The organism is uncultured Brachyspira sp., from assembly GCF_944390845.1.
Classification (GTDB): domain Bacteria; phylum Spirochaetota; class Brachyspiria; order Brachyspirales; family Brachyspiraceae; genus Brachyspira; species Brachyspira pulli.
The window spans coordinates 14,420-40,204 of record NZ_CALXRM010000008.1; the positions used below are offsets into that span (position 1 = coordinate 14,420).

General features: G+C 26.6%; 22 protein-coding genes. 12 read left to right on the forward strand and 10 right to left on the reverse strand.

Annotated features, from left to right (window positions below; genetic code table 11):
- The first annotated feature begins 578 nt into the window (after positions 1-578).
- Together ftsY and aroA are read left to right on the forward strand one after the other, a co-directional pair.
- Positions 579-1,550, forward strand: a complete 972-nt coding sequence (ftsY, locus tag Q0K52_RS02785) for a signal recognition particle-docking protein FtsY (protein ID WP_297296232.1) — start codon at positions 579-581, stop codon at positions 1,548-1,550.
- A 24-nt stretch (positions 1,551-1,574) separates the two neighbouring features.
- Positions 1,575-2,837 carry a 3-phosphoshikimate 1-carboxyvinyltransferase gene (aroA, locus tag Q0K52_RS02790; protein WP_297296235.1) on the forward strand — a complete coding sequence of 421 codons (1,263 nt, stop codon included), beginning with the start codon at positions 1,575-1,577 and terminating at the stop codon, positions 2,835-2,837.
- Here the strand turns inward: aroA and Q0K52_RS02795 are convergent.
- The 5 genes from Q0K52_RS02795 to Q0K52_RS02815 all read right to left on the reverse strand — a co-directional run bounded on the left by Q0K52_RS02795 (position 2,832) and on the right by Q0K52_RS02815 (position 8,930).
- Positions 2,832-3,866, reverse strand: coding sequence for an ABC transporter substrate-binding protein (locus Q0K52_RS02795; RefSeq protein WP_297296237.1), 1,035 nt, complete (start codon positions 3,864-3,866; stop codon positions 2,832-2,834). The two genes, aroA and Q0K52_RS02795, sit on opposite strands and share 6 nt — an antisense overlap.
- A 224-nt stretch (positions 3,867-4,090) precedes the next feature.
- Complete coding sequence (locus tag Q0K52_RS02800) at positions 4,091-4,813, reverse strand: polyprenol monophosphomannose synthase (protein ID WP_297296239.1); 723 nt, start codon at positions 4,811-4,813, stop codon at positions 4,091-4,093.
- Entirely contained in the window at positions 4,810-7,518 is a 2,709-nt protein-coding gene (locus Q0K52_RS02805; protein WP_297296241.1) for a DUF4132 domain-containing protein, read from the reverse strand. Before Q0K52_RS02805 ends, Q0K52_RS02800 begins: the two co-directional genes overlap by 4 nt.
- Positions 7,519-7,594: 76 nt before the next feature.
- Positions 7,595-8,623: a 23S rRNA (adenine(2503)-C(2))-methyltransferase RlmN gene (gene rlmN, locus Q0K52_RS02810; RefSeq protein ID WP_297296243.1), complete on the reverse strand. Its 1,029-nt coding sequence runs from the start codon at positions 8,621-8,623 to the stop codon at positions 7,595-7,597.
- A 67-nt stretch (positions 8,624-8,690) separates the two neighbouring features.
- Positions 8,691-8,930, reverse strand: a complete 240-nt coding sequence (locus Q0K52_RS02815) for an FmdB family zinc ribbon protein (RefSeq protein ID WP_297296245.1) — start codon at positions 8,928-8,930, stop codon at positions 8,691-8,693.
- 190 nt (positions 8,931-9,120) lie between these two features.
- On the opposite strand from Q0K52_RS02815, the gene Q0K52_RS02820 reads away from it, so the two are divergent.
- The 4 genes from Q0K52_RS02820 to Q0K52_RS02835 all read left to right on the forward strand — a co-directional run bounded on the left by Q0K52_RS02820 (position 9,121) and on the right by Q0K52_RS02835 (position 14,594).
- Positions 9,121-10,563, forward strand: coding sequence for a PTS transporter subunit EIIC (locus tag Q0K52_RS02820; RefSeq protein ID WP_297296247.1), 1,443 nt, complete (start codon positions 9,121-9,123; stop codon positions 10,561-10,563).
- Between the two features lie 17 nt (positions 10,564-10,580).
- The gene (locus tag Q0K52_RS02825; protein WP_297296249.1) at positions 10,581-11,528 is read left to right on the forward strand and encodes a hypothetical protein; all 948 of its coding nucleotides are present in this window, start codon (positions 10,581-10,583) and stop codon (positions 11,526-11,528) included.
- 156 nt (positions 11,529-11,684) lie between these two features.
- Positions 11,685-12,794, forward strand: coding sequence for an ROK family protein (locus tag Q0K52_RS02830; RefSeq protein WP_297296251.1), 1,110 nt, complete (start codon positions 11,685-11,687; stop codon positions 12,792-12,794).
- A 768-nt stretch (positions 12,795-13,562) separates the two neighbouring features.
- A complete protein-coding gene (locus Q0K52_RS02835) occupies positions 13,563-14,594 on the forward strand; it encodes an NAD(P)-dependent alcohol dehydrogenase (protein ID WP_297296253.1) in 1,032 nt (343 codons plus the stop codon).
- Positions 14,595-14,647: 53 nt separating this feature from the next.
- Here the strand turns inward: Q0K52_RS02835 and recN are convergent, their stop codons facing one another.
- The gene (gene recN / locus Q0K52_RS02840; protein ID WP_297296255.1) at positions 14,648-16,366 is read right to left on the reverse strand and encodes a DNA repair protein RecN; all 1,719 of its coding nucleotides are present in this window, start codon (positions 16,364-16,366) and stop codon (positions 14,648-14,650) included.
- Positions 16,366-17,235, reverse strand: a complete 870-nt coding sequence (locus Q0K52_RS02845) for an NAD(+)/NADH kinase (protein ID WP_297296257.1) — start codon at positions 17,233-17,235, stop codon at positions 16,366-16,368. Before Q0K52_RS02845 ends, recN begins: the two co-directional genes overlap by 1 nt.
- 107 nt (positions 17,236-17,342) lie before the next feature.
- Between Q0K52_RS02845 and Q0K52_RS02850 the strand changes: the two genes are divergently transcribed.
- The 5 genes from Q0K52_RS02850 (at position 17,343) to Q0K52_RS02870 (ending at position 21,036) form a co-directional block, all read left to right on the forward strand.
- Positions 17,343-18,077 (forward strand): 1-acyl-sn-glycerol-3-phosphate acyltransferase, encoded by a 735-nt coding sequence (locus tag Q0K52_RS02850; RefSeq protein ID WP_297296259.1) that lies wholly within the window; start codon positions 17,343-17,345, stop codon positions 18,075-18,077.
- A 141-nt stretch (positions 18,078-18,218) separates the two neighbouring features.
- Positions 18,219-18,650: an Rrf2 family transcriptional regulator gene (locus Q0K52_RS02855; protein ID WP_297296261.1), complete on the forward strand. Its 432-nt coding sequence runs from the start codon at positions 18,219-18,221 to the stop codon at positions 18,648-18,650.
- A 72-nt stretch (positions 18,651-18,722) separates the two neighbouring features.
- Positions 18,723-19,007 (forward strand): hypothetical protein, encoded by a 285-nt coding sequence (locus Q0K52_RS02860; RefSeq protein ID WP_297296263.1) that lies wholly within the window; start codon positions 18,723-18,725, stop codon positions 19,005-19,007.
- 31 nt (positions 19,008-19,038) lie between these two features.
- Entirely contained in the window at positions 19,039-19,761 is a 723-nt protein-coding gene (locus Q0K52_RS02865; protein WP_297296265.1) for a bifunctional 2-polyprenyl-6-hydroxyphenol methylase/3-demethylubiquinol 3-O-methyltransferase UbiG, read from the forward strand.
- Positions 19,762-19,809: 48 nt separating this feature from the next.
- Positions 19,810-21,036 carry a 3-deoxy-D-manno-octulosonic acid transferase gene (locus Q0K52_RS02870; protein ID WP_367270954.1) on the forward strand — a complete coding sequence of 409 codons (1,227 nt, stop codon included), beginning with the start codon at positions 19,810-19,812 and terminating at the stop codon, positions 21,034-21,036.
- Positions 21,037-22,033: 997 nt separating this feature from the next.
- On the opposite strand, the gene Q0K52_RS02875 is transcribed toward Q0K52_RS02870, so the two are convergent.
- Positions 22,034-23,326: a Mur ligase family protein gene (locus Q0K52_RS02875; protein ID WP_297296269.1), complete on the reverse strand. Its 1,293-nt coding sequence runs from the start codon at positions 23,324-23,326 to the stop codon at positions 22,034-22,036.
- Between the two features lie 287 nt (positions 23,327-23,613).
- Here Q0K52_RS02875 and Q0K52_RS02880 point away from each other — a divergent pair, with 287 nt between their 5' ends.
- A complete protein-coding gene (locus Q0K52_RS02880) occupies positions 23,614-23,991 on the forward strand; it encodes a PepSY-like domain-containing protein (protein ID WP_297296271.1) in 378 nt (125 codons plus the stop codon).
- A gap of 91 nt (positions 23,992-24,082) precedes the next feature.
- Here the strand turns inward: Q0K52_RS02880 and Q0K52_RS02885 are convergent, their stop codons facing one another.
- A complete protein-coding gene (locus tag Q0K52_RS02885) occupies positions 24,083-24,412 on the reverse strand; it encodes a PTS lactose/cellobiose transporter subunit IIA (protein ID WP_297296273.1) in 330 nt (109 codons plus the stop codon).
- A gap of 20 nt (positions 24,413-24,432) precedes the next feature.
- Positions 24,433-25,764: a 6-phospho-beta-glucosidase gene (locus Q0K52_RS02890; protein ID WP_297296275.1), complete on the reverse strand. Its 1,332-nt coding sequence runs from the start codon at positions 25,762-25,764 to the stop codon at positions 24,433-24,435.
- Positions 25,765-25,785 lie beyond the last annotated feature (21 nt).

Here is a 25,785-nt window from a genome sequence, read left to right on the forward strand (position 1 = left end):
GGTTTTATATCTGGGGCTTTGCCCACCGCTCTGCGTGCTTACGCAATACCCCAGTTATTTTGCGACCGAAGGAAGTACTGTAAGTATTACCACAAAGAAGCTTATATCCTCGATAAACTCGGATACGCTTCGCGAAAGGCTACATTTCGACTTAAATTTAGTAATTTATCTTACAAGTAAGACATAATTAGTATGATTTAATACTAATTTTATATTTGCACTTTTTGGTTCTTTGACGAAGTCAGCAGAGCGTATGCGGCGGGAAAAAGAACAACAAAAAATTGACAAAGTTAAAAATTTTTAGTATATACCTAAACAACTATATTTTGTAAAAAATAAAATTATAGTTGTTTTTGGTATTTAGTACTTGAGTATTTATGTATGACTAATAAACTTCTTTTATGTATGACATGCGTTTAGAACAATGAAAAATAATAAAATTTTAAGTATAATATTATTGAAAATACATTAAAAACTTATATGTATTTCTTATTATCCTATAATTTATAACACTTGAAAAAATATTAATAGCCTATATAATATTTCAAACAATTTTTTTAAATCGGAGAATTTTATAAATGCAATCAACAATGCCATATATGAATATTATAATAGCTGCTTGTGCGGTTATTATTGTTTTAGTTTTATTAATTGTAGTTTTGAAAAAAAAATCTAAGAAGCCTAAAGTATCTTTAACAAGCTCTAAAAGCAAATTTTCTTTATCATCATTATTTAATACTTCATCAATCAATGATGAGTTTTTTGCAAGTTTAGAAAGCACATTGATAACGGCTGATGCAGGTGTAGAAACAACAAAAGATATAATTTCAAAATTAAGAGAAGTAGTAGAAAAAGAAAATATTAAAGATCCAGCAGAAGCTAAAAAACATTTAAGAGAAATTTTAAAATCTAAATTCATATCTAAAAAAATAGAATTAAAAGATAAAAATATATTATTTATAGTAGGAGTTAATGGGGTAGGTAAGACAACTTCAATAGCTAAACTAGCTAATATATTAAAACAAGATCATAAAGTTATATTAGCTGCCGCAGACACATTCAGAGCAGCAGCTATAGAACAATTAGAAGAATGGGCTAATAGACTTTCCGTTACTATAGTTAAGGGACAGCAAGCTGGAGACCCTGCTAGTGTATTATTCTCAGCATTAGATAAGGCTAAAGCAACAAATGCTGATGTAGTTATAGTTGATACTGCCGGAAGATTCCATAATCAGGAAAATTTGGTAAGACAGCTTGAAAAAATGAAAAAGATAGCTACAGAAAGATTTACAGAGTTTAATTTTATTCCAATATTAGTATTAGATGCCAATGTAGGACATAATGGTATAGAACAGGCAAAAGTATTTACTAATGCTTTAGATATACAAGGAGCTATAGTCTCAAAATTAGATAGTACAGCTAAAGGCGGTGTTGCAATAAGTGTAGCTCATTATTTATCACTTCCTATATATTACGGCGGATTTGGTGAAAAGGTTGATGATTTTAGAGAATTTGATATAGATAATTTCATTGATTCTATATTACAATAAATAATAATTATTTTGGAGTTATATATGTCTTTAACCGTTAAACCATCTGATATTTTTGGCTCTGTTTATATTCAAATAAGTAAAAGTGATGCTCATAGGGCTTTGATAGCATCTTCTTTAGCAAAAGAGCCAAGTATTATAAAGCCTTGGATTGATAATGTTGGTGTTGATATAGAAGTTACTAAGGAAGCTATATCAAATTTTGCAGATTTAGAGGTATTTGATGATGGTTTGAAGGTTACTCCAAAATCTGAATATGAAAAAGAATTAACCATAGATGTTAAAGAATCAGGAACAAGTTTAAGGCTTTTAATTCCAATAGTGTCAGCATTAGGTATAGATTGTACTTTTATAGGTTCTAAGAAATTATTTTCAAGACCTATGGATATTTATAAAAATATTTGGAAAGAGCAGGGATTAAAATTTAGCATATCAAAAAGTTCTTTAAAAGTTTCAGGTCAATTAAAAAGCGGAGATTTTAAAATAAATGGTAATGTAAGCAGTCAGTTTGTAAGCGGTCTTTTATTTGCTTTGCCTTTATTGAATGGAAATTCTAAAATTATTATAGATGGTGAGCTTCAATCTGCACCTTATGTTATGATGACTTTAAAAACTCTTAGATCTGCTAATATAGAAATTTCTAAGAAAGACATTAATATTATAGAAGTTTATGGGGATCAGGAATATTCTCCTATTGATTATGAAATAGAATCTGATTGGTCTCATGCGGCATTTTTTGCTGCAGCTGGGGCTTTAGGAGGAGAAGTTACTTTGTATGGACTTAATAAGTATTCTATTCAAGGAGATAGAGAGATACTTAATATATTAAAGTTTATGGGTGCTTCTATTGTATACAATGAAGATAATTCCATAACAATTAAGAAAAATGCCAGACTTAATGCTTTAGATATTGATGTTGGAAATATACCTGATTTGGCACCTATTATTGTAACTTTAGCATGTACTGCCAAAGGTACAACAAAATTATATAATGCATCAAGATTAAGATATAAAGAAAGCGACAGAATCAATGACCTTAAAGACAGTTTCAGCCGAATAGGTGCTAAGATAAAAGTTACTAAAGATGAGATTTTCGTAGAAGGTGTTGAAAAATTAAAAGGCGGAAAAACTACATCTCATAATGATCATAGAATAGCTATGGCACTTTCTGTGGCTTCTATAGTGTCAAATGATAGTATTATTATAGATGATGCTGAATCTATAAATAAATCATCTTTCAGCTTTATAGAACAATTTAGAAGTATTGGTGCCAATATAGCATTATAAATTATCTAATGCATCTTTAAGCATTTCTACTTCTATATAGTTAGTTACAGGAACATCATTTTTTGCAAGTTCCGAGTATAGGAATATTTTTTGCTGTTTTTCATACCATTTAAATAAGTCGCCAGATTGATATGCTTCTTCTAAGTTTGATGATGTAAGCCATATAGCAGAATCTACTTCTGTTTTTACAGATTCTATATCATTATCAGTAAGTTTTGATACTAATGCTACTGTTTCATATAAATTGTCTTTTCTATAATCCATAGCTTTAAGTATTGCTCTTGTAAATTTTTCTACAGTTTCAGGGTGTCTTTGTATATAATTAGAAGTTGATATAAAACTGCTTGTTAATATTATGTCATTACTGTAATGGGTAATGTTTGTAAGTATTTTATAATCATTTGGAATTGCAGTAAAAATTTCGCTTGTATATGGCTCCCAAGTAGAGATAGCATCAACTTTTTTATTTATAAGTAAATTAGCAAGATTTGTTATATTGGCATTTATTAAATTAATATCTTTAGATGATAAATTGGCATTAGTTAAAGCTATATATAACATAGCTTCACCTGAAGTACCGAAGTGAGTTGCTACAGTTTTTCCTTTTAAATCTTCTATAGAATTAATATTTGCCCATTTAGTAGTCATTATTGTTTCGCCTTTACTTATAGCATTCGGTATTAATATTTGTGCTTTTCCATCTATAATTAAATTATGGGCAGTATGACCTATATAAGCAAAATCAAGTTCTCCAGCAACCATGGATATAATAGCAGCATGACCATTAAAAAATTTAAATAGTTCTACATCTAAATTTTCCTCTTCAAAATATCCTTTTTCTTTTGCTATAGCTACGGCTGAAGCACCTGCAAATTCAGCTAAATATCCTACATTTATTTTTATTGGTTTAGCAGTATTTTCATTTTCTGCATTAATTTCTTTATTTTCTTTTGAGTTATTATTTTGATTGTTATTGCATGATATTCCTATTACTGCTAACAAAATAAAGAGGAGTATTAGTTGTTTCATATATGGATCCATTTTTTTAAATTTACAAAAATATCTGAATAATATTTTCATAATTATATATCATTACATCATATAAATATAAAAATATAATATATTATATATAACTCAATATTATATATTTTTGTAATAAAAAATATATATTTATGATAAGAAAAATAGTTTTTCTTAATTATAAAATATTCATTATAAATAGATGTAATTTTATATAAGTTGTTAAAATTAGATTAAACTTTGAAATATTTTTTCTTATTTCTAAATTTTAATCTTACAACTCTAAATAAAGCCTCAGCTATAATATTTTTAGACATTTTTGATTGTCCGCTTCTTCTTTCATAAAATATTATAGGTTCTTCTTTTACTTTATATCCATTACTTTCAAAAGAATAATTCATTTCTATTTGGAAAGAATATCCGGCAGAAAGTATATAGTCAAAGTTCATATTTTTTAAAACAGATACTCTGAAGCATTTAAATCCTCCAGTAATATCCATTATTTTAGAACCCAATATAAATGAAGCATATCTATTTCCATAATATGATAAAAAAAGTCTTCTTAAAGGCCAATTTACAACACTTATACCATTACAATATCTTGAACCTATTACCAGATCAAGTTTTTCTTCTTCCATTTTCTCTATAAATTTAATTACGAAATTTGGATCATGAGAGAAATCAGCGTCCATTTCAATAACATAATCCGGATTATATTGAAATGAATGTTTAAATCCTGCTATATATGCTGGTCCTAATCCTTCTTTTTTTTCTCTTTTAAATAAATGAACCCTGTCATTATTTAAATACTTTTCAACTATAGAAGCCGTTCCATCAGGACTATTATCATCTACAACTAGAATTTCTATATATGTTGGTAAATTTAAGACAGTATTTATCATTTTTTCTATATTGTCTTTTTCATTATACGTTGGTATAATTATAATAGCTTTCATTTATCCGTTTCCCTTCTATTTCTCTTTTGTATAGTATCTATTTTTTTAGTTTTATTTGAATTCTTTTTTATATGGCTATCTATATTAAACATTATATAATGTACATATCTTATATTTGTAGATGTCGGATCTATAATATTTTTATAAGAGAATATTTCATCAGAATCTACAGTATAGAATACTATATCTCCGAATAATATTATGTCATTATCTTCTATGGCACTATCCATACCTATTAAATTAATTTTTACCCCTATTGATATTGAAGTATCTATGATTTTATATCCTACAATATAAGAATTTTCATAATCTAATTCCATATCAAGGGTATCAATTAAGTTTTTAAATGTTTTTATTTTTACTTCTTTATTTCTATATTTCACTATTATGTTTTCTTTTATATCGCCTTCTTCAAAAGTAAATGTAATATACTGCATCTGATTGAAAGGCTGTTTTATTTTTAATTCTGCAATTAATGCTTTTGCTTTTTCTACATCTTCTTTTGACATTTCTATAGGACTTGCCAATGATAATACATATTGTTTATTTAATTTATAACTTTCATTATCTAATGTATAAAAAGATTTGTCTTTTCTGCTGTATTTTATATGATGTAGTATTTTATTATTTTTGTTGTATACAGTCCATATAAACATATCAGCCAATAAATTCATTATGTAATTTTCAGCAAATATTTCAAACCATTCATCTGTTGTCCATCTTTTGCCTGTCATTAACGCTTTATATAATCTGCTTATTTGGAATTTATTAGCCATTTTTATATGACTTTTCATACTAGAAAATTCATATAAAAGATTTTTATCTAAATCATGATATTTATCTAATTTTGTTATAGTTTTATTAGTGTTATTATCTAATATTTGTTTAATATTTAATTGTTCATCTATAGTAATTATAAAGGAATGATTATCATCTTTTAATATCTTATTTCCGTCTAAATCTATACCAAAATTAGGTATTATTTTATCACTTAATTTATCTTCAGATATATTTAATCTTTTTGCGGCAGATTTAAATGCCAATTTTGATGTATTTTTTATTTGGAAATATTTGAAATTATTTGATATATAATCAATTACTATTAAAGAGTAAAGACTACCATTAGATGCTAATGCCGATATAGCATAATTAGCAAGTGATATCCTTCCGGAATCGCACCATTCTCTTACTTTATATACAATGATGTCTATTTTATACTCATTTTCATATACTAAATAAGGTATCATTACATATTTATAAGATGTATCAGCACCTTCAAAAATCCATCTATCAAATACATTTTTTATGACATTTATAAAAGAAGTAAAATCAAAATATGAAATAATCTTATCTAAATCTCTTATTTTTGTAGGAGATTTTAATCTTGAGTATTCCATATATATATATTTTATAACTATTATTGGTATATTTTGATTAGTGTCTTTACTAACAATACCATATAATAGTGATTCATCTATACATAAAAGGTTTTTTTCAAATTTTTTATTATAATTTTTATTAACAAAATTAACTAAACTATTAATATCTTTGAATCCGGAATTGATAATTTTTTTATTTTTCCATTTTTTTAATATATCTCTGGCTAAATTACTGTCTAAATTTTTGAGATATTCATAAGATTCTTTTTTCTTTCTATTAATTATTTTTATTACAGATCTTCTTATATTTTTTGATTTATTATCAAGTAATGCACATAATACTTTGCTGGAATTAAAGTTTATTTCCTTACTGTATAGCTCATTTAAAAATGGTATAAAATTTTTGCTGTTTTTAGTTATTTTTTTCACAAAATTTTTATTATGAAATAAGCTTTCAAAAAATTCGCTGTTATTTTTAATAAGAGAATAGAAAAAATTATTAAATTCTTTATTTTTTATTTGAACAGCAAATGAATCATAATAAGATATTCTATCATTATAGGAATAGAAGAATATATATGATATGATTATATCTGATAAAGTAATATCAAGACCATTTAAATAATCTAAACTTTCCTGATATGTTATATTAAATCCTTCTTTTCTAACTAATATTAAATATATTAATGCTTTATAATTATTAGTTTTTAATACTATATTTAGTAATTTTTGTGCTTTTTTAGAATATTCAGCTAATAAAAGTATATAATATATTCTATAATTTGTCAGCATAGATTTTTTTATAAATTCAATATCATTACTATTTGGAGCTTTTTTTAAGTTATATGGAGCATAAGGTTTCAAAGCACTGAAATATCCAAATGCTGACTTTTTAACATGGAATTTTTTGATTAATTCATATCTTTTATCATCTTCGTATATAATGTCATCATTTATTACTGTAACACTATTGGGTGTTCCTAAATGCTCTACAATATTATATTTTGAATAGTATGAATCATATATTTTTTGAAGAAGATGATCTATTTTTTTTTCAGCTATTTTTAGATTAACTTTTTCATCATTGTTTTTTAGTAAAATAGCAGTTAATATTAAATATATTCCGCAGTTATTACTTTTTTCTAATTTTGAATATAATGTATAAAAATACTCTTTATCTTTATTGTAAGTGTAATTAGCTTCCCGTAAGAAATCTAAGGCATATATATCATTTTCTACTATGCCTCTATTGATAACACATATCTCTTTTTCTAAGTTATAGCCTTCATATCTTCTGCTAAACAAAGTACTATTAAATTTTTCCATAAAAAACTCTTTTCATAATTAGCTAAACTACTCATATTATACTATTTTTCAGATAAAAAATAAATACTATATTTATTTATAAATTCTTTATAGCTAATTGTCCGCAGCCAGCTAAAATTTCTTGTCCTTGTTTAAATCTTTCTACTACTTCAATTCCATTATCTTTTAGTATGGATTTAAATCTTAGTATAATATCTTTATTAGGTCGCTGCAACTCTGGAGCATGTTCAACAGGATTCATAGGTATTACATTTACTTTGAAAGGGAATTCTTTTTTTAAATTTACCAGTCTGTAAGCATCATTAACTGAATCATTGAGATCTTTTATAAGAACCCATTCAAAAGTTATCATTCTTTTACCATTTCTGCTATATCTTTTTAGCACAGCCATAAGGTTTTCTATAGGATATCTTTTGTTAATAGGCATTATTTTATCTCTTACATCATTTTTTAATGAATGTAAAGAAACAGCTAATCTGCAGTCTAAATCCCTTTCTATTAATTGTTTTATTCCAACAACCTCCCCAGAAGTTGATATAGTAATATGTCTTATACCTAAATTAAATCCTTTAAAAGAATTAATTGTTTCTATTGCTTTAAAAAGGTTTTTTGTATTAGCTAAAGGCTCTCCCATACCCATAAAAACAATAGAATTTACCTTTTTTGTAACCGCTCTCATCAAAATAAACTCTGCTAATATCTCATCAGCAGTAAGATTGCGTGATAATCCCATATTTCCTGTAGCACAAAAAGCACAGCCATATCCGCATCCTACTTGAGATGATAGGCAAAAAGTTACTCTGTCTTTTTTATTTAAAATAACAGATTCTATTTTTTTCTTATCATATAATGAAATTAATAATTTTTGTGTTCCATATTCATCTTCAGATATAGTTTCTATTTTAGAATTATGTATAAAATAGTTTTCATCTAATAAAGTACGTAAATTTTTTGGTATATTGCTCATATCATCAAAAGTTATGGCGTATTTTTTATAAATCCAATTAAGTACTTGAGATGCATGGAATTTTGGAAAGTTATTTTCCTCACAGAATTTAGATAATTCCTCTTCTGAAACATTCATTATAGATATTTTTTTTGACATATTTTCCTGTTAAATTATCAATTTATTAATTATTTTACTTATAACCTATAAGCTAAAATTAAACTCCTCAGCAGCTTTTCTTAGGTGTAGAATCGCTATTGCTAGGAGCAGAAGAACCGCTGTTTTTAGCTTTATAATCATTTACATAGAATCCTTTACCTTTAAATATAATACCGCTATTTAAAGATATCATTCTTTTAGCTTCACTGCCGCATTCTGGACAGGTAGCTTTAGCTTCTGCAGTTATTGATTGGAATTCTTCGAATTCTTTACCGCAGTTTTCGCATTTATATTCATAAGTTGGCATGTTTTTTCCTCTTTTGTTTGTTTTGAAAATTATTAAATAATAATTTTTTAATATAATATAATTTAATAGTATATTATTTAAATTGCAATCTGTCAAGTATATTTATTACCAGATTATTGTGGTAATATTTTTTGTTGACAAATGAATTGACTATTTTATACTTGCCCGAAAATATAAAGTAAGGATACATATGAAACAATTTGTTGAAAAATTTTTAATGGATACTGTGGTAAAATTATCTCATAATAAGTATATTAGTGCAGTAAAAGAGGGTGTAATATCGGTTATTGGTATTACAATAGTAGGAAGTTTCTTCCTTCTTATAGCTTATCCTCCAGTTCCAAATTCTTGGTTTGAAACTATTGGTCTTTTTAAATGGATAGCAGCAAATAGAGACATAATATTGATGCCTTTTCAGGCTACTATGAGTATTATATCTATATTTGTTATTATAGGAACAGCTTATCACCTATCAAGAAATTTAGAATTACCAACAATACCAATTATATTAATTTCTTTGATAGCATTCTTTATGACTTTAGACTGGACTAAAGCATTTGAATCAGTATCATTTTCTACTGTTGTAGTTACAAATGAAAATCAGGCAGCTTTAATGGAGCTTTTGAAATTAGATTCACTCCCTAATATAGGAGATACATTAAGCATTACTTCAAATCCATTAAGTTCTTTAGGTATGATAATTCCTATGGATAATATGGGAAGTAAAGGAATGTTTGTAGGATTTTTATGTGTTATAGTGGTATGTCTTATATTTAATTTCTTCAAAAAGAAAAATTTAACTATAAAAATGCCGGACGGAGTTCCAGAAGGTGTAATAAGATCTTTTGAAGCTTTAATTCCTTTATTGGTTATAGTATCATTATTTGAATTATTACATTTAATACCAGCTTTATTCCCAAATCAATTTCCTTCCGGAATCATAGATTTACATGTAATATTACAAAAATTATTCTTCTGGCTACCTATTATAATAAATAGCTTACCTGGTGCATTAATAATGGTATTTTTTATATGTTTATTATGGAGCTTGGGTATTCATGGAAGTTCTATAGTAGAAGCATTTACTATGCCTATATTATTACAGCTTTTTGAAGCTAATGCACAGGCATATATAAATGGTGAAACTATACCTTATATATTAACAAATCAATTCTATTATGCATTTGTTTGGATAGGCGGGGGCGGCGGTACTTTAGGCCTTGTTATATTAATGGCTTTTGTAGCACGTTCAAAGTATATGAAAGTTTTAGGAAAATCATCTTTGGCACCTTGTTTGTTTAATATTAATGAACCTATAGTATTTGGAACACCTATAGTATTAAACCCTTATTTAATTGTTCCATATATTGCTGGTCCTATGGTGTGCGTAATAACTTCATATATTGCTACAAAACTTGGACTTGTGGCACAAACTGTTGCTGTTGTTCCTTGGACATTCCCAGCACCTTTATATGCTTATTTTGCAACTGGCGGGGATTGGAAATCAATAATATTGGTTTTAATTAACTTAGCAATTTTAACTGCTATATATTTTCCATTTTTAATAGCTTATGATAAAAAACTTTTATTAGAAGAAGCAGAAGAAAATGGAGAAAATAGCGAAACTAAATAAAATAAAAGGGGATTTATATGGGTAAAAGAATTTTTGAATTAAGTTTAGAAGATGTATTAAATATGAATGCTTCTTTACTAAAAGAAATTATTAAAAAATCTGAAGGAAGATCTGTTATGTCTGAGGTATGCTGCGGTCATCAGCCTTTAATAGATTCTGTTAGTAATGCTGAAGCTGCTGCTGCTTTTGGAGCGGATTTAATAACTTTAAATTTATTTGATATGAATAAGCCTTTTGTTTGGGGACTATATAAAGAAAATCCTGATTCTTCAGAACAAACTTGGCTGTCTGCAAGATTAAAAGGTTTAGTTAATGAAATGAATAAAAACAATGATAATGTTGTTAGAGATTTAAAAAAAGTTACAGGAAGATTAATAGGTGTAAATTTAGAGCCGGTACCAGAAGATAGTAATTATAATCCTGGTTTTAGAGCTTCAAAAGAAAACTATGAAAAACTTCTTAAATATGGTTTTGATTATGTTGTTCTTACTGGAAACCCAAATACAGGCGTTACAATAGAAAATATAGCAAAAGCTGCTAAAGAATTAAAAACTGTTTGCGGTGATAAAATTCTTATTATTGCTGGAAAAATGCATGGAGCAGGCGGCGATAATGTATATTCTATGGAAGAACTTGATAATATGGTTAAAGCTGGTGCTGATGTTGTTATGGTTGGTGCACCTTCAACACTTCCAGGATATACTGTTGATTTTGTTCATGAGCAAATAAAAAGAATACATAGTTTTGGAGCTTTAGCAAAAACAGCTATAGGAACTTCTCAGGAAGGTGCTGATGTTAATACTATCAGAGAAATGACTTTATGGTCAAAAATGGCAGGTGCTGATATTGTACATATTGGTGATGCTGCTTATTCTGGTATGGCATTGCCTGAAAATATCATGGCTATGTCTATTGCTCTTAGAGGTATAAGACATACTTACAGAAGAATGGTTTATAGAAAATAATTCATTATAGTTTTTTAATAATCTAAATAGTTGAAGCCGTATAAATATTATTTTATATGGCTTCAATTGTTTTTAAGTTATATTTATCATTTATATATTTGTGTTTTTAATATATTGATATATACTCTAATTTATAATAATGCGATATGAGAAATTATGATACATAAAAAAAGTAATAATATAGACGTAAAAAAAATTAATAAGAATATTTTATATAAATGTATTTTAAAAAACGGAAAAGTTTCTAAGCATGATATATCAATAGATTTAAATATGAGTATGCCTACTATACTTCAAAATATAAAAGAACTTTTTGATGATGATTTGATAAAAGAAGTTGGAGAGTTTGAATCAAGCGGAGGAAGAAAGGCAAAGGCTATATCTATAAATGAAAATGCTAAATATTCTTTAGGAATAGATATTACTAATAATCATATAAGTTTAGTTTTAGTTAATTTACTTGGCAATATTGTTAATAGTGTAAGATTAAAAAAACATTTTAATTTTTCAGAAAAATATTTATTATGGTTTAAAGATTCTATTAATGAATTTATAAATGATTTTGAGTTTGAAAGAATTTTAGGTGCCGGAGTATCCATACCGGGAATAATAGATAAATCAGGGCAATATATTACATCTTCTTATGTTCTTGGAATCAATAATATAGAATGTTCTTCTTTCAGTAATTTTATACCATTTAATTCTATATTTATAAATGATGCTAATGCTGCTGGTTTTGCTGAAGCGAAATATATTGATAATAATGCAGTTTATTTATCTTTAAGCGATAGTGTCGGAGGAGCAATAATTCTATCAGATAATATTTATATGGGGGATAATGTTAGGGCAGGGGAGTTTGGGCATGTTACAATAGTTCCAGATGGTAAAAAATGTTATTGCGGAAAAATAGGCTGTTTTGATTCCTATTGTAATGCCTCTTTGCTTTCAGATTTAACAGACGGTAAATTGAATTTATTTTTTGAAAGATTAGATAATGGTGAATTTTTAGATGTATGGAAAAATTATTTAAATTATTTAGCTATAATGGTGAATAATTTAAGAATGTCATTCGATTGCGATATTATTATAGGCGGATATGTGGGAAGTTATTTTCAGAAATATATTGATGATTTAAAAAAATTAGTTTCAAAGTTAAATACATTTGAAAATAATGCTGATTATATAAAGGTATGCAGGCATAATTTTGAGGTATCGGCTATTGGAGCTTCTTTAAAGCATATTTATGATTTTATAGATGGAATATAATAATTTTTTAGTATATACCTAAACAACTATATTTTGTCAAAATAATTTTTTTAATTTAAAATATTTTTAGGGCTTTGCCCACCGCTCTGCGTGCTTACGCAGAACCCCAGTTCTTTTACGACCGAAGGAAGTACTGTAAGTATTGGTATAAAAGAACCTATATCCTCGACAGGCTCGGATACGCTTCGCGAAGAGCTGCATTTTTGACCTAAAACTAGGGTATTACACTATATTTAATATATTCTTAAAATATAAAGTTCTAGCAATTGCGTTTTTTGCTACTTTGACGAAGTCCGCAGAGCGTGTGCGGCAAAAAAGTAGATAAATTTACATAAAGTGCATCGGTTGACAAACTTAAAAATTTTCAGTATATACCTAAACAACCATATTTTGTCAAAAATAATTTTTTAAATTTTAAATATCTGTAGGCTTTGCCGCATACCCCCACTTCTTTTGCCGACGCTCTGCGTGCCTTTGGCAAGGTGTACTTAAATTAATAATCTATCTTACTGTAAAATAATTTTAGTATGATTTAACACTAATTTTATACTTGCAGTTTTTGGTTCTTTGACGAAGTCAGCAGAGTGTACGCGGTGGGAAAAAGTTGACTAAAAAAATGACAAACTTAAAAATTTTCAGTATGTAATAAAATTATTATTATATATTATTTAATATAAATTAAGTATTGACAATATGTATAGAGATAGTATAATTACTTTTATAAAATACTTTTATAAAAGTATATTTATTATTTATAGGAGTTTTATTATGAAAGTTGCTGTGATGACAGATATTAAAAAAATACAATTTATAGAAGCTGATAAACCTAAACCAAAAGACGATGAAGTTTTAGTAAAACTTGAGTATGTAGGAGTATGCGGTTCAGATTTGCATTATTATGAACATGGAGCTATAGGAGATTATATTGTTAAGCCTCCATTTGTATTGGGACATGAATGCAGCGGTACAATTGTTGAGATAGGAAGCAAAGTTAAACATTTAAAAGTAGGTGATAGGGTAGCATTAGAACCTGGAAAAACTTGCGGTGAATGTGAGTTTTGCAAAACTGGAAGATATAATTTATGTCCTGATGTTATATTCTTTGCTACACCTCCTGTTAATGGAGTTTTTCAAGAATATGTTACTCACCCAGAATCATTATCATTTAAATTGCCTGAAAAATTATCATCTATGGAAGGAGCTTTAATAGAGCCTTTAGCTGTTGGAATGCATGCCGCAAGACAAGGCGATGCTAAAATAGGAGATGTTGCTTTTGTTACTGGGGCAGGCTGTATAGGTTTATGTTCAATGCTTTCTTTAAAAGCTTCAGGAGTTTCTAAAGTTTATGTTATAGATGTTGTTAAAAAACGTCTTGATAAAGCATTAGAATTAGGAGCAAACGGTGTTATAGATGCTTCGAAAGAAGATGCTGTTAAAAGAGCATTAGAATTAACTCAAGGAAAAGGAAGCGATATAACAATAGAAACTGCAGGTACAGAAATTACAACTAATCAGGCTATAGAATTTGCTAAGAAAGGTTCTGTTATAGTTTTAGTAGGATACAGTAAAACAGGAAAAGTTAATATGAATCTTAGCATGGCTTTGGATAAGGAATTAACTTTCAAAACGGTATTTAGATATAGACATTTATTTCCATTATTGATTGATGCTGTAGAAAATGGAAGTATTAATATAAAAGATATAGTTACAAATATTTATGATTTCAAAGATTTACAGGAAGCTTTGGATAATAGTGTTAATGATAAAGCTAATATAGTAAAAACTGTAATAAAAATGTAATAATGATTTTTTATAAAGCAGGTGTAAATAATAAATTAATTTATGCCTGCTTTTTATTTTCTTGCTTTTTTAGTGCTTTCTAATAATTCTTCAGCATGTTTAAGGCTTGCTTCTGTTATTTCTTTTCCTGTTATCATTCTGGCAATTTCATTTACACGCATAGAATTATCAAGTTCTTCAATTGTAGAAGTAACAATATCTTCACCTTCATTTTTTGTTACTTTGAAATGATTATTAGCATATATTGCAATTTGTGCTAAGTGAGTAATACTTAATACTTGTTTTCTTTTTGAAAGAGCAGATATTTTCTCTCCTATAACTTCAGCAATTCTTCCGCCTACACCTACATCTATCTCATCAAAAACACAAGTTTCACAGTAATCACCAATAGATAGTACATTTTTTAATGAAAGCATTATTCTTGATATTTCACCGCCTGATGCAATTTTTCTAAGAGGCTGATATATGCTTTGTTTATTTGGTGCTATTATGAATTCTATATTATCTATACCAGTGGCATTAGCTTTTATATTAGAACCGTCAATATTTAATATTCCTTCATCATCTTCATCTAAAGTTATTTCAATATCAAATTTTGTAGATGACATTCCAAGATCATTCATTTCGCTTTCTATTGCTTTTATGAATTCTTCTTTTCTATTATGTCTTATATCCGATATTTCTTTTGCCAACATAGAAGTTTCTTTTCTCAATGTTTCTATATCTTTTCTTAGATTTTCAATATCTTCCTCTGAGAAATTAAGAGAATCTAATTTTTCTCTTGCTTCTTTGGCATAGGAGATAATATCTTTAATATTAGAACCATATTTTTTCTTTAGATTATTTATAAAGAAAAGTCTTTCATTAAGTGATTGTAATTCTTCAGGATCAAATTTCGTTCTTGATCTTATTTCACTTAATACTACTTTTATATCTTCAAGATTTAAAGTGATTCCTTCTACTTGAGAAGCTATATCTGAAAGTCTGCTGTCATATTTTGATACTGATTGTAATGCTGAAATACTTCTCATCAATTTTGTATAAGCTCCGGATTCGCTTCCGAATATATCTTTATTTATAGAAGAAAGAGATGAAGCTATGCTTTCAGCATTTGACATCATAGTAATATCATTCTTTATATCTTCATCTTCATTTGGTTTTAATTTTGCTTTTTCTATTTCATCTATTGCATATTCTAAAAATGATTTTTCTTTTAATATAGTATTTTTATTTTGAGATATTTCATTATATTGTTTTATTAGTTTTGTTAGTTTATAATAATGATTTTTATAATTTTCTAGTTTTTCGTCTATATTTAAATAACTGTCATAAAAATTCAAATGATTTGCAGGATTGAAAAGTGATTGATGTTCATGCTGTCCATGAATATCAACTATTAAATCTCCAAGTTCTTTTAATTCAGCAACTTTTACACCGGTATTATTTATAAATGATTTACTTTTTCCGTCTCTTGTTATTTCTCTTTTTATAGTTAATTCATCACTGCCAAGTTCTATATTCCATTCTTTTAATTTATTTTTTACTATATCATAAGATGACTGAAGCTGAAAATTTCCAGTAACAATAAGTCTATCGCCATTAGGGCCTACCATTCTAGTAGATCCTTTTTCTCCTGTAATTAATTCTAAGGCACTAATTATAATACTTTTTCCAGCACCAGTTTCCCCAGTAAGTACATTGAAGCCTTTACTGAAGTTTATTTTTAATTTATCTATTAAAACGAAATTTCTTATTTCAAGATATTTAAGCATTATCTACCCCAATTGAGTTTATTGCGAAGTATGTCATAAAATAGTCTGTTTGCACTTTGGAATATATAGCAGCTTTTATTGCTTATTTTTGCTTTTATTTTGTCATGATTTTTGAATTGGCATATATCATAACCGTCTATAGTTACCATGGCTTTAAGTGATTTTTCTGTCAATTCTAATTCTATAGTATCATCTTTAGGAATTACAAGCGGTCTGAATGTTAATGAATGCGGTGCTATAGGAACAAAAGATATAGCATCAATATTTGGTGATAATATAGGGCCTCCTGCACTTAAAGCATAAGCAGTTGATCCTGTAGGTGTAGCTATTACCACTCCGTCGCCTACTATTGATGATATTAATTTACCGGATATTATAATATTTATATATATAGCTCGGCCGTCGCATTTGCTTAAAACTAATTCATTTACTGCAAGGTATTCTTTTGATGTATTTTTTTCGGTTGAATAAATATTGACAGATAATAAAGTTCTGTTTTCTATTTCATATAGAGTTTTTTTACCTTCACAATATTCTTCTAATATTAAGTATGCTTCTTCAGGAGGAATTTCTGAAATGAAACCTAATGTACCATTATATATAGGTAAAACAGATATATCATATTTTATAGCTATTTTTAAAGCTGATAATAAAGTTCCGTCGCCGCCTATAGATATAAGCATAGATACATCTTTTAATTCTTTTGTAGCTTTTTTTATATTTATGTAAGAGGATATGTCATAGTATATTATGATAGCTTCTATATCATATTTTTTTAATATTTTATCAATATGTTTTAGAATACAAGCAGGATCCCCTCTTAATGTATTAACTATAATTCCTATTTGTTTTTTAGTATTATTATTCATACGATTAAATTAAAACTTCAAAAATAATTGACTTGATTATATCAAACAGTCATTAATATATCAAGTTATATATTGATAATTTTTTATTTTTATGTAAACTATATAGTATGATTATATTTAGTTTAATTTATTTTTTATTAAGTGTTATTTATACTTTGATATGCGTCATTATAGCATTTCCTGTTTATCCGTTTATTAGAATATTCAGTAAGAGAAAAGCTAGATATTATGTACATACTATGGCAAAATTTTGGGGCAGAGGATTAATGAAAATGGCTTTTATTTCATTTAAAGTAGAAGGAAAAGAAAATTATGATCCTAATAAAACATATATACTCACTCCAAATCATCAAAGTGCATTTGATATATTTGCATGTTTTAGTATATTTAAAAAGTCTTATGCTTTTGTATCCAAAGATACTTATGGAAAGGTACCTTTAATAGGGGCCGGTATGTCTCTTGCAAATTATATTTTTGTAAAAAGGGGTACAGTTGGTGCTGTTAAATCTATAGATGATATGGAAGACAGATTAAAAAATAATACCAGTGTTGTTATATATCCTGAAGGTACAAGAAGTGAAACTGGTGAAATAAAAAAGCCTAAAAGAGGTATATTAAAAATAACTGAAAGATGTCCTGATGTAGAAGTATTGCCTGTTGTCATATATGGAACAAGAAGCATTATGAAAGCAAGAACAATGACAATACATCCTTTCAAAAAAATTAAAGTTAGATTTTTAAAACCTTTCTATTTTAAAGATATAGAAGGTGATGATAATGCAAAATTAGATTATTGGTATAAAATTATGACTGATAATTATAATGATTTAAAGAATAAATAATATTTTTAGTTTAAATACCAATATCTGAAATTATATTTCTTTTATATATTTATTAACAATAATAATAGTAAATTCTTTTGTATTTGCATTAAGATTATAAATAGATTATAATTTTTAAATAGTTTTAAGGATTATTTTATAATGAAGATTAGTTCAAGGTTTACAATAGCAGTTCATACTTTATTATGCATATTAGAATTCGAAGACAAAAAAATTACATCAAATCTTATATCTAATAGTGTAAATGTTAATCCGGTTATTATAAGAAATATATTAATACAATTACAAAAAGCAGATATTATTACTGTTAAAAGAGGAACAGGCGGAATTTCTTTAAATAGAAAAATAGAAAATATTACATTATTAGATATATTTAATGCAGTTGAAAGTTTAGATGATAATAAGCTTTTCAGTTTTCATGAAAATCCAAATAAAAAATGTCCTGTAGGAAATAATATCAATAATATATTACAGCCTAAATTGGATAATGTTCAAAATGTTATGGAAAAAGAACTTCAAAAAACTACTTTGAAAGATATATATAAAAATTTGAAAAATATTATATCAGAATGATTGATTAAAAAATTATATAAATTGATTTATTAATTAATTGACATAATACATTTATTTAGTATAATTTAGTCTATGAATAAATATATTTTAATACATAAGTTAGTTAATGCCTCAATATTTATGCTATTTCCTATAGCAGCTTGTTATATACTTAGCCATAATGAATTAAAGGCAGGAGTATATGGAACTGTTTTTTGGATAATAAATATAATAGAAATATTATTATTTATTTCTTTTATTATTGTATCTTTAAAATGCGAATGGGGTACTAGGAAACAGCATGCTATTGTAAAGGCAGGAATTTCAGCATTAATATACATTATTATAATAGTAATAACTATTATAAGTATAGTTTAATTATAATTGTTAATTTATTTAAGAGGATATTATGGGATTATTTGATTTCTTTGATAAAAAAGATGTTAATGGAGAAGATAAATATATAAAATGGCTTAAGAAAAATGCAGGCGAAAGAATGGATGCTAATAGAAAGGAATTGTTTAAGCCTGATAGATGTGATTTCCATTTAGACAGATATGAATTTGCTTCTAAGTATTTGAAAGAGAATAATAAAGTATTAGATGTAGCTAGCGGTACTGGATACGGTGCTTTCAATATGAAATCCAAAATAAACAGTATTGATATAACAGGTGTAGAATTAGATGAAATGGCAGTAGAATATGCTAATTTCACATACGGCAATAAAGCCGGCATAAAATATTTACAAGGAAGCATATTAAATCTTCCTTTTGAAGATAAAACATTTGATGTTGTTACTTCATTTGAAACTATAGAACATGTTGAAGATGATAAAGGTCAGGTAAAAGAAGTTCTTAGAGTATTAAAAGACGGCGGACTTTATATTGTTTCTACTCCTAATGCTTGGAGTGAGCATTTATTTGGAAAGACTAAATATCATGTTAGAGATTATAATTATGAACAAATTACTTCTTTGCTTAGCGATTATTGTGATATTTTAGAATGTTATAATCAAAATAGCGGAAGTGTTACTCCATTTAATCATAAGCAAAAACGCGGTATTGTAAAGACAAATGAGGATAATAAAAAATTAGCAGAATGTTTTATATTGGTTTGTAAAAAACGTTCTTAAAATTAGGATTTTACAGTGTTGATAATATATACTATTTATGTATTTTTAATGTATTTATTTTATCCATTAATATTTTTGGTGTTTTCAATTCTAATGTTATTTAATAAACCTATTAGAAAAGGTTCTTTATCGAGATTAGGTTTTATATATCCTAAAGAGAATAACAAAAATGCAGTTTGGATACATGCTGTAAGTGTTGGTGAAATAGTTGCAGTCAAAGAAATAGTATTTACATTAATAGACAAGGGATATAATGTTTATTTATCAACAACTACAGTTGGCGGATACGATATAGCAAGAAAAAATTATGGTGATAAGGTAGAATTATTCTATCTTACATTAGATTATCCGCATATGATTAATAAGCTTATCAATTTAATTTCTCCAGAATATGTAATGATAGCAGAAATAGAAATATGGCCTACTTTAATATACATGCTTCATAAAAAACTTATACCATTATATATGATTAATGGAAGAATAGGAAAAAAGGAATTAAAAGGATATAAAAATTTCCAATTCTTTTTCAAGCCATATTTTAATATGTATACTAAAATTCTAGCTCAAAGCAGCATAGATAAAGAAAATATGATCACAATAGGTATGCCTGAATCTCTTATCACAGTTACAGGTAATTTAAAATATGACATGAATTATTATGCTGATGAGAAAAAGATAGATGAGTTGGAAAATACAATACCTGTTAATAAATTTATAATAACTGCCGGAAGTACACATGCAGGAGAGGAAGAGTTAATATTAAAAGCGATTAATTCTCTTGATTTGAAAGATAAAGTATATATAGTTATAGTTCCTAGAGATATTAATAGGGGAGAAGATATACAGAAACAAGCAGAAAAGTTAGGATATGATTTGCCTCTTTATACAGATTATGAAAAGTCTTCAGAAGATGGTATTATTATAAATACTATAGGTGAATTGTTAAATTGGTATAAACTTTCTGATTTGGTTATAATGGGCGGTACTTTTATGGGTACTATGGGCGGACATAATATATTAGAAGCTATTTATTTTAAGAAACCTGTTATACTTGGAAAATATATGTATAATTTTATTGAAATTTATGAGTATATGAAAGAAGCGGTAGTTACATGTTATGATAAAGATAAATTAGCAGATTCTATAAAAGAACTTTATGACAATGAAGAATTAAGAAATTCATTGGCTGAAAAGGGATATAATTTATTAATACAGAATAATGGTGCTTCTAAAAGAACTATTGCAATTATAAATAAATATCAAGGAATAGTTTAAAATTATATATTGACTTTTATATTAAATATTGTTATACTGCTAATGGGTTTATGAAAGTTAGTAAGATGAATTTAACAATATTTTTCTTAGAAAATTCCTTTTCTATATTACATAATTTTTCACAATATAAAATCCTTATAAAATTAATCTCAAAAATTTTCTTTGAAAGATTCTTTAAGTCATTAATATTTTACTTGTATATTCATACAAAACTTAATTGTTATATATTATAATAATTTTGTAGAAAATAGTATAGTCTGTAAAATAGACTGTAAATTCATAATTGACTAAATAAAGAATAAGCCATACATTTACGAAAAGTTTTATAACAAACTTATGGGGATATATATTCGTATATATCCCTATTTTTATATATACATAAACAACTATATTTTGTCAGAAATAATTTTTTTGAATTTTAAATATCTGCAGGGCTTTGCCATTGCGAATCACGCAGAGTGCAGTCCCCAGTTCTTTTACGACCGAAGGAAATACTGTAAGTATTGCCACAAAGAAGCTTATATCCTCGATAAACTCGGATACGCTTCGCGAAAGGCTGCATTTCGACTTAAATTTAGTAATTTATCTTATATGTAAAACATAATTAGTATGATTTAATACTAATTTTATATTTGCACTTTTGGGTTCTTTGACGAAGTCCGCAGAGCGTATGCGGCGGGAAAAAGAACAACAAAAAATTGACAAACTTAAAAATTCTTAGTATATACCTAAACAACTATATTTTGTCAAAAATAAATTTATATTTTTGTTTTTATATCTGGGGCTTTGCCCCATACCCCAGTTCTTTTATTGGTATAAAAGAACCAAAAAAACTGCATTTTTAGTCTAAATCTAGGTTATACCATACATTTAATACATATATTTTTAATATAAAGTTCTAGCAATTGCGTTTTTTGCAACTTTTTTGTGCGGTAAAAAAGTTGATAATATTACATAATGTGCAGTAGTCGGCAAAATGAAATCGTTTCAGTATATACTATTTTTTGTATATGCTTATAAATTCACTTGCTGTGTATAATGAGCCTATTACAAGTAATGGCTTATTTATTGATTTGATATTCTCAATTGCCTCTTTAAAATCTGGTATATGTTTTACATTGTCATTATCTTTTAAATATTCATAAGTTTTATAACTGTCTGTTTCTTTATAAGATATATTATCAGGCGAGCTTAATATTATAATAGAATCATGCTGTTTTAAAACATTAGCCATACCTTTTATGTCTTTCTGACTCAATGGGGCAAACAGTATTACTATATTATCATACCATTTATATATAGTTTCTAATACTCTTTCCAATGATTGAGCATTATGAGCACCATCAACTATTATATCAGGATTTTTTTGAATGAATGATAGTCTTGCATTTATATGGAAATCTTTCAATGAATTAATAGCTTTATTTATATTTTTTTCTGTGCAGTTATTATCATTTTTTAAAAGTATTGTTAATGCTTTGAAAGATAAAGAAATGTTTTCAGCTTGATGTTCTCCTAAAAGGGTAGTGGAAAAATTATATTCTTTACCATTATCTTTATAAACGAATTCTAGTTTTTCATTGCTGTTTAATATTATGTCAGCATCAAAATCTTTTTTGAATACATATAATTTACATTCATTTTCATTTGATATATTTTTTATTATTTTGATAGAATTTTCTTCCTGATAAGCTGATATTACTGTTGAATTTGGTTTTATAATGCCTGCCTTTTGTTCTGTTATTTCTTCTATAGTGTATCCTAATATTTCCATATGATCATAAGAAATAGAAGTTAATATACTTATACAAGAATCAACTATATTAGTACAGTCGAGTTTTCCTCCTATTCCAACCTCAATACAAGCGTAATCCACGCTTTTTATATAAAAATAGTATAAACCTATTATTGTAAATATTTCAAATACTGTGATATTGCTGTATATTTTATTGCTTTCAATAATATTTTTAATTTTCTTAGTGATATTAATGAAATCTTCTTCACTAATCCATTCACCGTTTATTGATATTCTTTCTCTTTCATTAATTATATGCGGAGATGTAAATGCTCCTGCTTTGTATCCTATAGATGAAAGCATTTTTGATAATGTTAATGTAGTAGAGCCTTTACCTTTAGTTCCTGTTATATGTATAACTTTGAATGTTTGTTTATATCCTAAAACTTTTAATATTTCTTTTACATTATTTATATGATTTAAATTCTTTTTATGTAATGTCTTTTTTCCCATAAATGAGTATATATAGTCTAATGTTTCATTAAAGTTTTCCATTGTTATTTCCAGTAATTATTATCAAGCTGAAAAAATAGAATATCACATTTTGAAAAAGACCGCAAGATAATAAGATATAGATTTTTCATAATTGGTAATTTTATCAATATTTTTACATAAAATTTACAATTAAAATAATATTTGTGTTATATGTATTATTATATGGTTAAAAACTAGTAAAAATGTAAAAATAATGTAAAATTATTGTAAAATAATATTGCCAAAAACTTACAATTTAGTATAATATAATTGTAAAGATAATTTACATACCCAATGGGAGGGACATTATGACTAATACATTAAACCTTTTTATAAAAATAACACCTAGTAAATTGCCTGAAAACGCAAAAAGATTCATAGAATGCTATTTTGGTAAAGTTAAAATAGTATATATTGATAAAATAAAAGATGAATATGAAGTGAAATTATCAAATGGAACTTATATTAATTTTGATAAAAATGGAGATTGGAATTATATAATTAGTGATGATATGATAAAAGAAAATGTACTTCCAAGAAATATAGCTAATAAAGTAAAATCCATAATGAAAAGATATAATAATGCTAGTATATTTGAAATAAATAAAAGAATAAATTTCTATAGAATAAAATTAACTAATTCATTAGAACTATGCATAAGCCATAAAGGAGATTTATTAGCATGAAATTAAATATTTATATTATAAAAAATAATAGGGACTTAAATATTTAATTTAAGTCCCTTTTTTTATTGAATAGAATGGCTTAAAAGCAAGATTATTTATTATGATTTATTTCTAATAAACTTATCATTTCTTTTATTAGATTTTTTTCGCTCATAGCAGTCATTAAATGGTCTTGTGCATGAACGAATAACATAGTAATTTCTATTTTCTCACCATCTGCTTCCCTAGTTATTAAATTAGTTTGGAACTCATGAGATTTTAACATTATTTCATCAGCTTCTTTAATTTTTTCAGCTGCTTCTTCGAATTTTTTTTCTTTAGCAAGTCTTAAAGCCTCATAAGCTAAACTTTTACTTTCTCCTGCTAAACTAATAATAGGAAATACATTTTCTTCCATAAATTTTTCTTGTTCTTCAGTCATATTTAATCTCCTAATATAAATTATTTATTTTTATAAAATTGTGGTAAATATTCTTTATTTTGTTTGATTATTTCATCAAGTACAGTTTTAGCAACTCTTCCGCTTACAACTAATGGATTAACTGTTAATGCTTGAAGTGCTTTACCATAATCTCCATGAACAGCTGCTTCTACTGTTAATTGTTCAAAGTTTTTCATAAGCTGTAATAATCCTCTTACTTCAATAGGGAATGGCTTTTGCTTATGAGGTTTTAATTCATCTTTATAAACATTAACAGTAATTTCAACAGCACAGTCATCTGGCAAACAATCTATAGTACCGTTATTTCTTGTAGATATTATCATTTCAGTACCGGCATTGTTGTATAATGAACTTATAAGCTCACATGCAGAATCAGAATAATATTTTCCGCCTCTGTTATCTAATTCCTTAGGCTTAGTGTTCAAATCTGGATTTTTATATATTTCAAATAATTTTTTCTCTATATCTTTTACTTGTTCTCCTCTAGTACCTTTACCATCTCTAAATTCTGCCAATTCTTCTCTTAGCATTTCATCTGTAAGATAGTAGTATCTATGATAAGGACAAGGTATCATTTTAGTATCAAGTACTTGTTCTTTTATCCAAGCTATTTCAGTATTGATATTAGCAGGACCGTTTTCAAAACCATCTAAATATTTTTCTAAAACTTCCTGAGTTCTATCAACACCTTTATGTATTACTTCTCTTCCCCATAAGAAGTGATTTACTCCTCCGGCAACGAAAGTAATTTCTTCATCAGGAACATTCAATATTTCTGCTACACTTTTTTTCATGTTTACAGGAACATTACAAAGGCCTATCATTTTTATTTCTGGGTGATATTTCAAAACTGCTTCTGTAACTATTCCAGATGGATTAGTAAAGTTTATAAGATAAGCATTTGGAGCTAATTCTTTTATATCTTTACAAATATCAAATATTACAGGTATAGTTCTTAATGCTTTAGCAAATCCGCCAGCACCATTAGTTTCCTGACCTATCATGCCGTAGCTTAAAGGTATTCTTTCATCTCTTATTCTAGCATCTAATAAACCAACTCTTAACTGAGTAGTTACAAAGCTGGCATCTTTTATAGCTTCTCTTCTATCTAAAGTTGTGAAGATTTTGAATTTATCTTTTAATCCCGCTTTTTCTATCATTCTCCTTGAAAGATTTCCTACTATTTCCAATCTTTCTTTTGAAGGTTCTATATCAACAAGCCAAAGTTCATCTACTGGCAATTTGTCGTATCTCTTTATAAATCCTTCTATAATTTCAGGAGTATATGAAGAAGCTCCTCCAATAGTAGCTATTTTTAATTTATTTGACATATTTATACCTCCAATGATTTA

Bases quoted from the DNA above. Each gene is read 5' to 3' on its own strand.
- ftsY (WP_297296232.1), top strand. From the start codon at position 579: ATGCAATCAACAATGCCATATATGAATATTATAATAGCTGCTTGTGCG.
- aroA (WP_297296235.1), top strand. From the start codon at position 1,575: ATGTCTTTAACCGTTAAACCATCTGATATTTTTGGCTCTGTTTATATT.
- Q0K52_RS02795 (WP_297296237.1), bottom strand. From the start codon at position 3,866: ATGAAACAACTAATACTCCTCTTTATTTTGTTAGCAGTAATAGGAATA.
- Q0K52_RS02800 (WP_297296239.1), bottom strand. From the start codon at position 4,813: ATGAAAGCTATTATAATTATACCAACGTATAATGAAAAAGACAATATA.
- Q0K52_RS02805 (WP_297296241.1), bottom strand. From the start codon at position 7,518: ATGGAAAAATTTAATAGTACTTTGTTTAGCAGAAGATATGAAGGCTAT.
- rlmN (WP_297296243.1), bottom strand. From the start codon at position 8,623: ATGTCAAAAAAAATATCTATAATGAATGTTTCAGAAGAGGAATTATCT.
- Q0K52_RS02815 (WP_297296245.1), bottom strand. From the start codon at position 8,930: ATGCCAACTTATGAATATAAATGCGAAAACTGCGGTAAAGAATTCGAA.
- Q0K52_RS02820 (WP_297296247.1), top strand. From the start codon at position 9,121: ATGAAACAATTTGTTGAAAAATTTTTAATGGATACTGTGGTAAAATTA.
- Q0K52_RS02825 (WP_297296249.1), top strand. From the start codon at position 10,581: ATGGGTAAAAGAATTTTTGAATTAAGTTTAGAAGATGTATTAAATATG.
- Q0K52_RS02830 (WP_297296251.1), top strand. From the start codon at position 11,685: ATGATACATAAAAAAAGTAATAATATAGACGTAAAAAAAATTAATAAG.
- Q0K52_RS02835 (WP_297296253.1), top strand. From the start codon at position 13,563: ATGAAAGTTGCTGTGATGACAGATATTAAAAAAATACAATTTATAGAA.
- recN (WP_297296255.1), bottom strand. From the start codon at position 16,366: ATGCTTAAATATCTTGAAATAAGAAATTTCGTTTTAATAGATAAATTA.
- Q0K52_RS02845 (WP_297296257.1), bottom strand. From the start codon at position 17,235: ATGAATAATAATACTAAAAAACAAATAGGAATTATAGTTAATACATTA.
- Q0K52_RS02850 (WP_297296259.1), top strand. From the start codon at position 17,343: ATGATTATATTTAGTTTAATTTATTTTTTATTAAGTGTTATTTATACT.
- Q0K52_RS02855 (WP_297296261.1), top strand. From the start codon at position 18,219: ATGAAGATTAGTTCAAGGTTTACAATAGCAGTTCATACTTTATTATGC.
- Q0K52_RS02860 (WP_297296263.1), top strand. From the start codon at position 18,723: ATGAATAAATATATTTTAATACATAAGTTAGTTAATGCCTCAATATTT.
- Q0K52_RS02865 (WP_297296265.1), top strand. From the start codon at position 19,039: ATGGGATTATTTGATTTCTTTGATAAAAAAGATGTTAATGGAGAAGAT.
- Q0K52_RS02870 (WP_367270954.1), top strand. From the start codon at position 19,810: ATGTATTTATTTTATCCATTAATATTTTTGGTGTTTTCAATTCTAATG.
- Q0K52_RS02875 (WP_297296269.1), bottom strand. From the start codon at position 23,326: ATGGAAAACTTTAATGAAACATTAGACTATATATACTCATTTATGGGA.
- Q0K52_RS02880 (WP_297296271.1), top strand. From the start codon at position 23,614: ATGACTAATACATTAAACCTTTTTATAAAAATAACACCTAGTAAATTG.
- Q0K52_RS02885 (WP_297296273.1), bottom strand. From the start codon at position 24,412: ATGACTGAAGAACAAGAAAAATTTATGGAAGAAAATGTATTTCCTATT.
- Q0K52_RS02890 (WP_297296275.1), bottom strand. From the start codon at position 25,764: ATGTCAAATAAATTAAAAATAGCTACTATTGGAGGAGCTTCTTCATAT.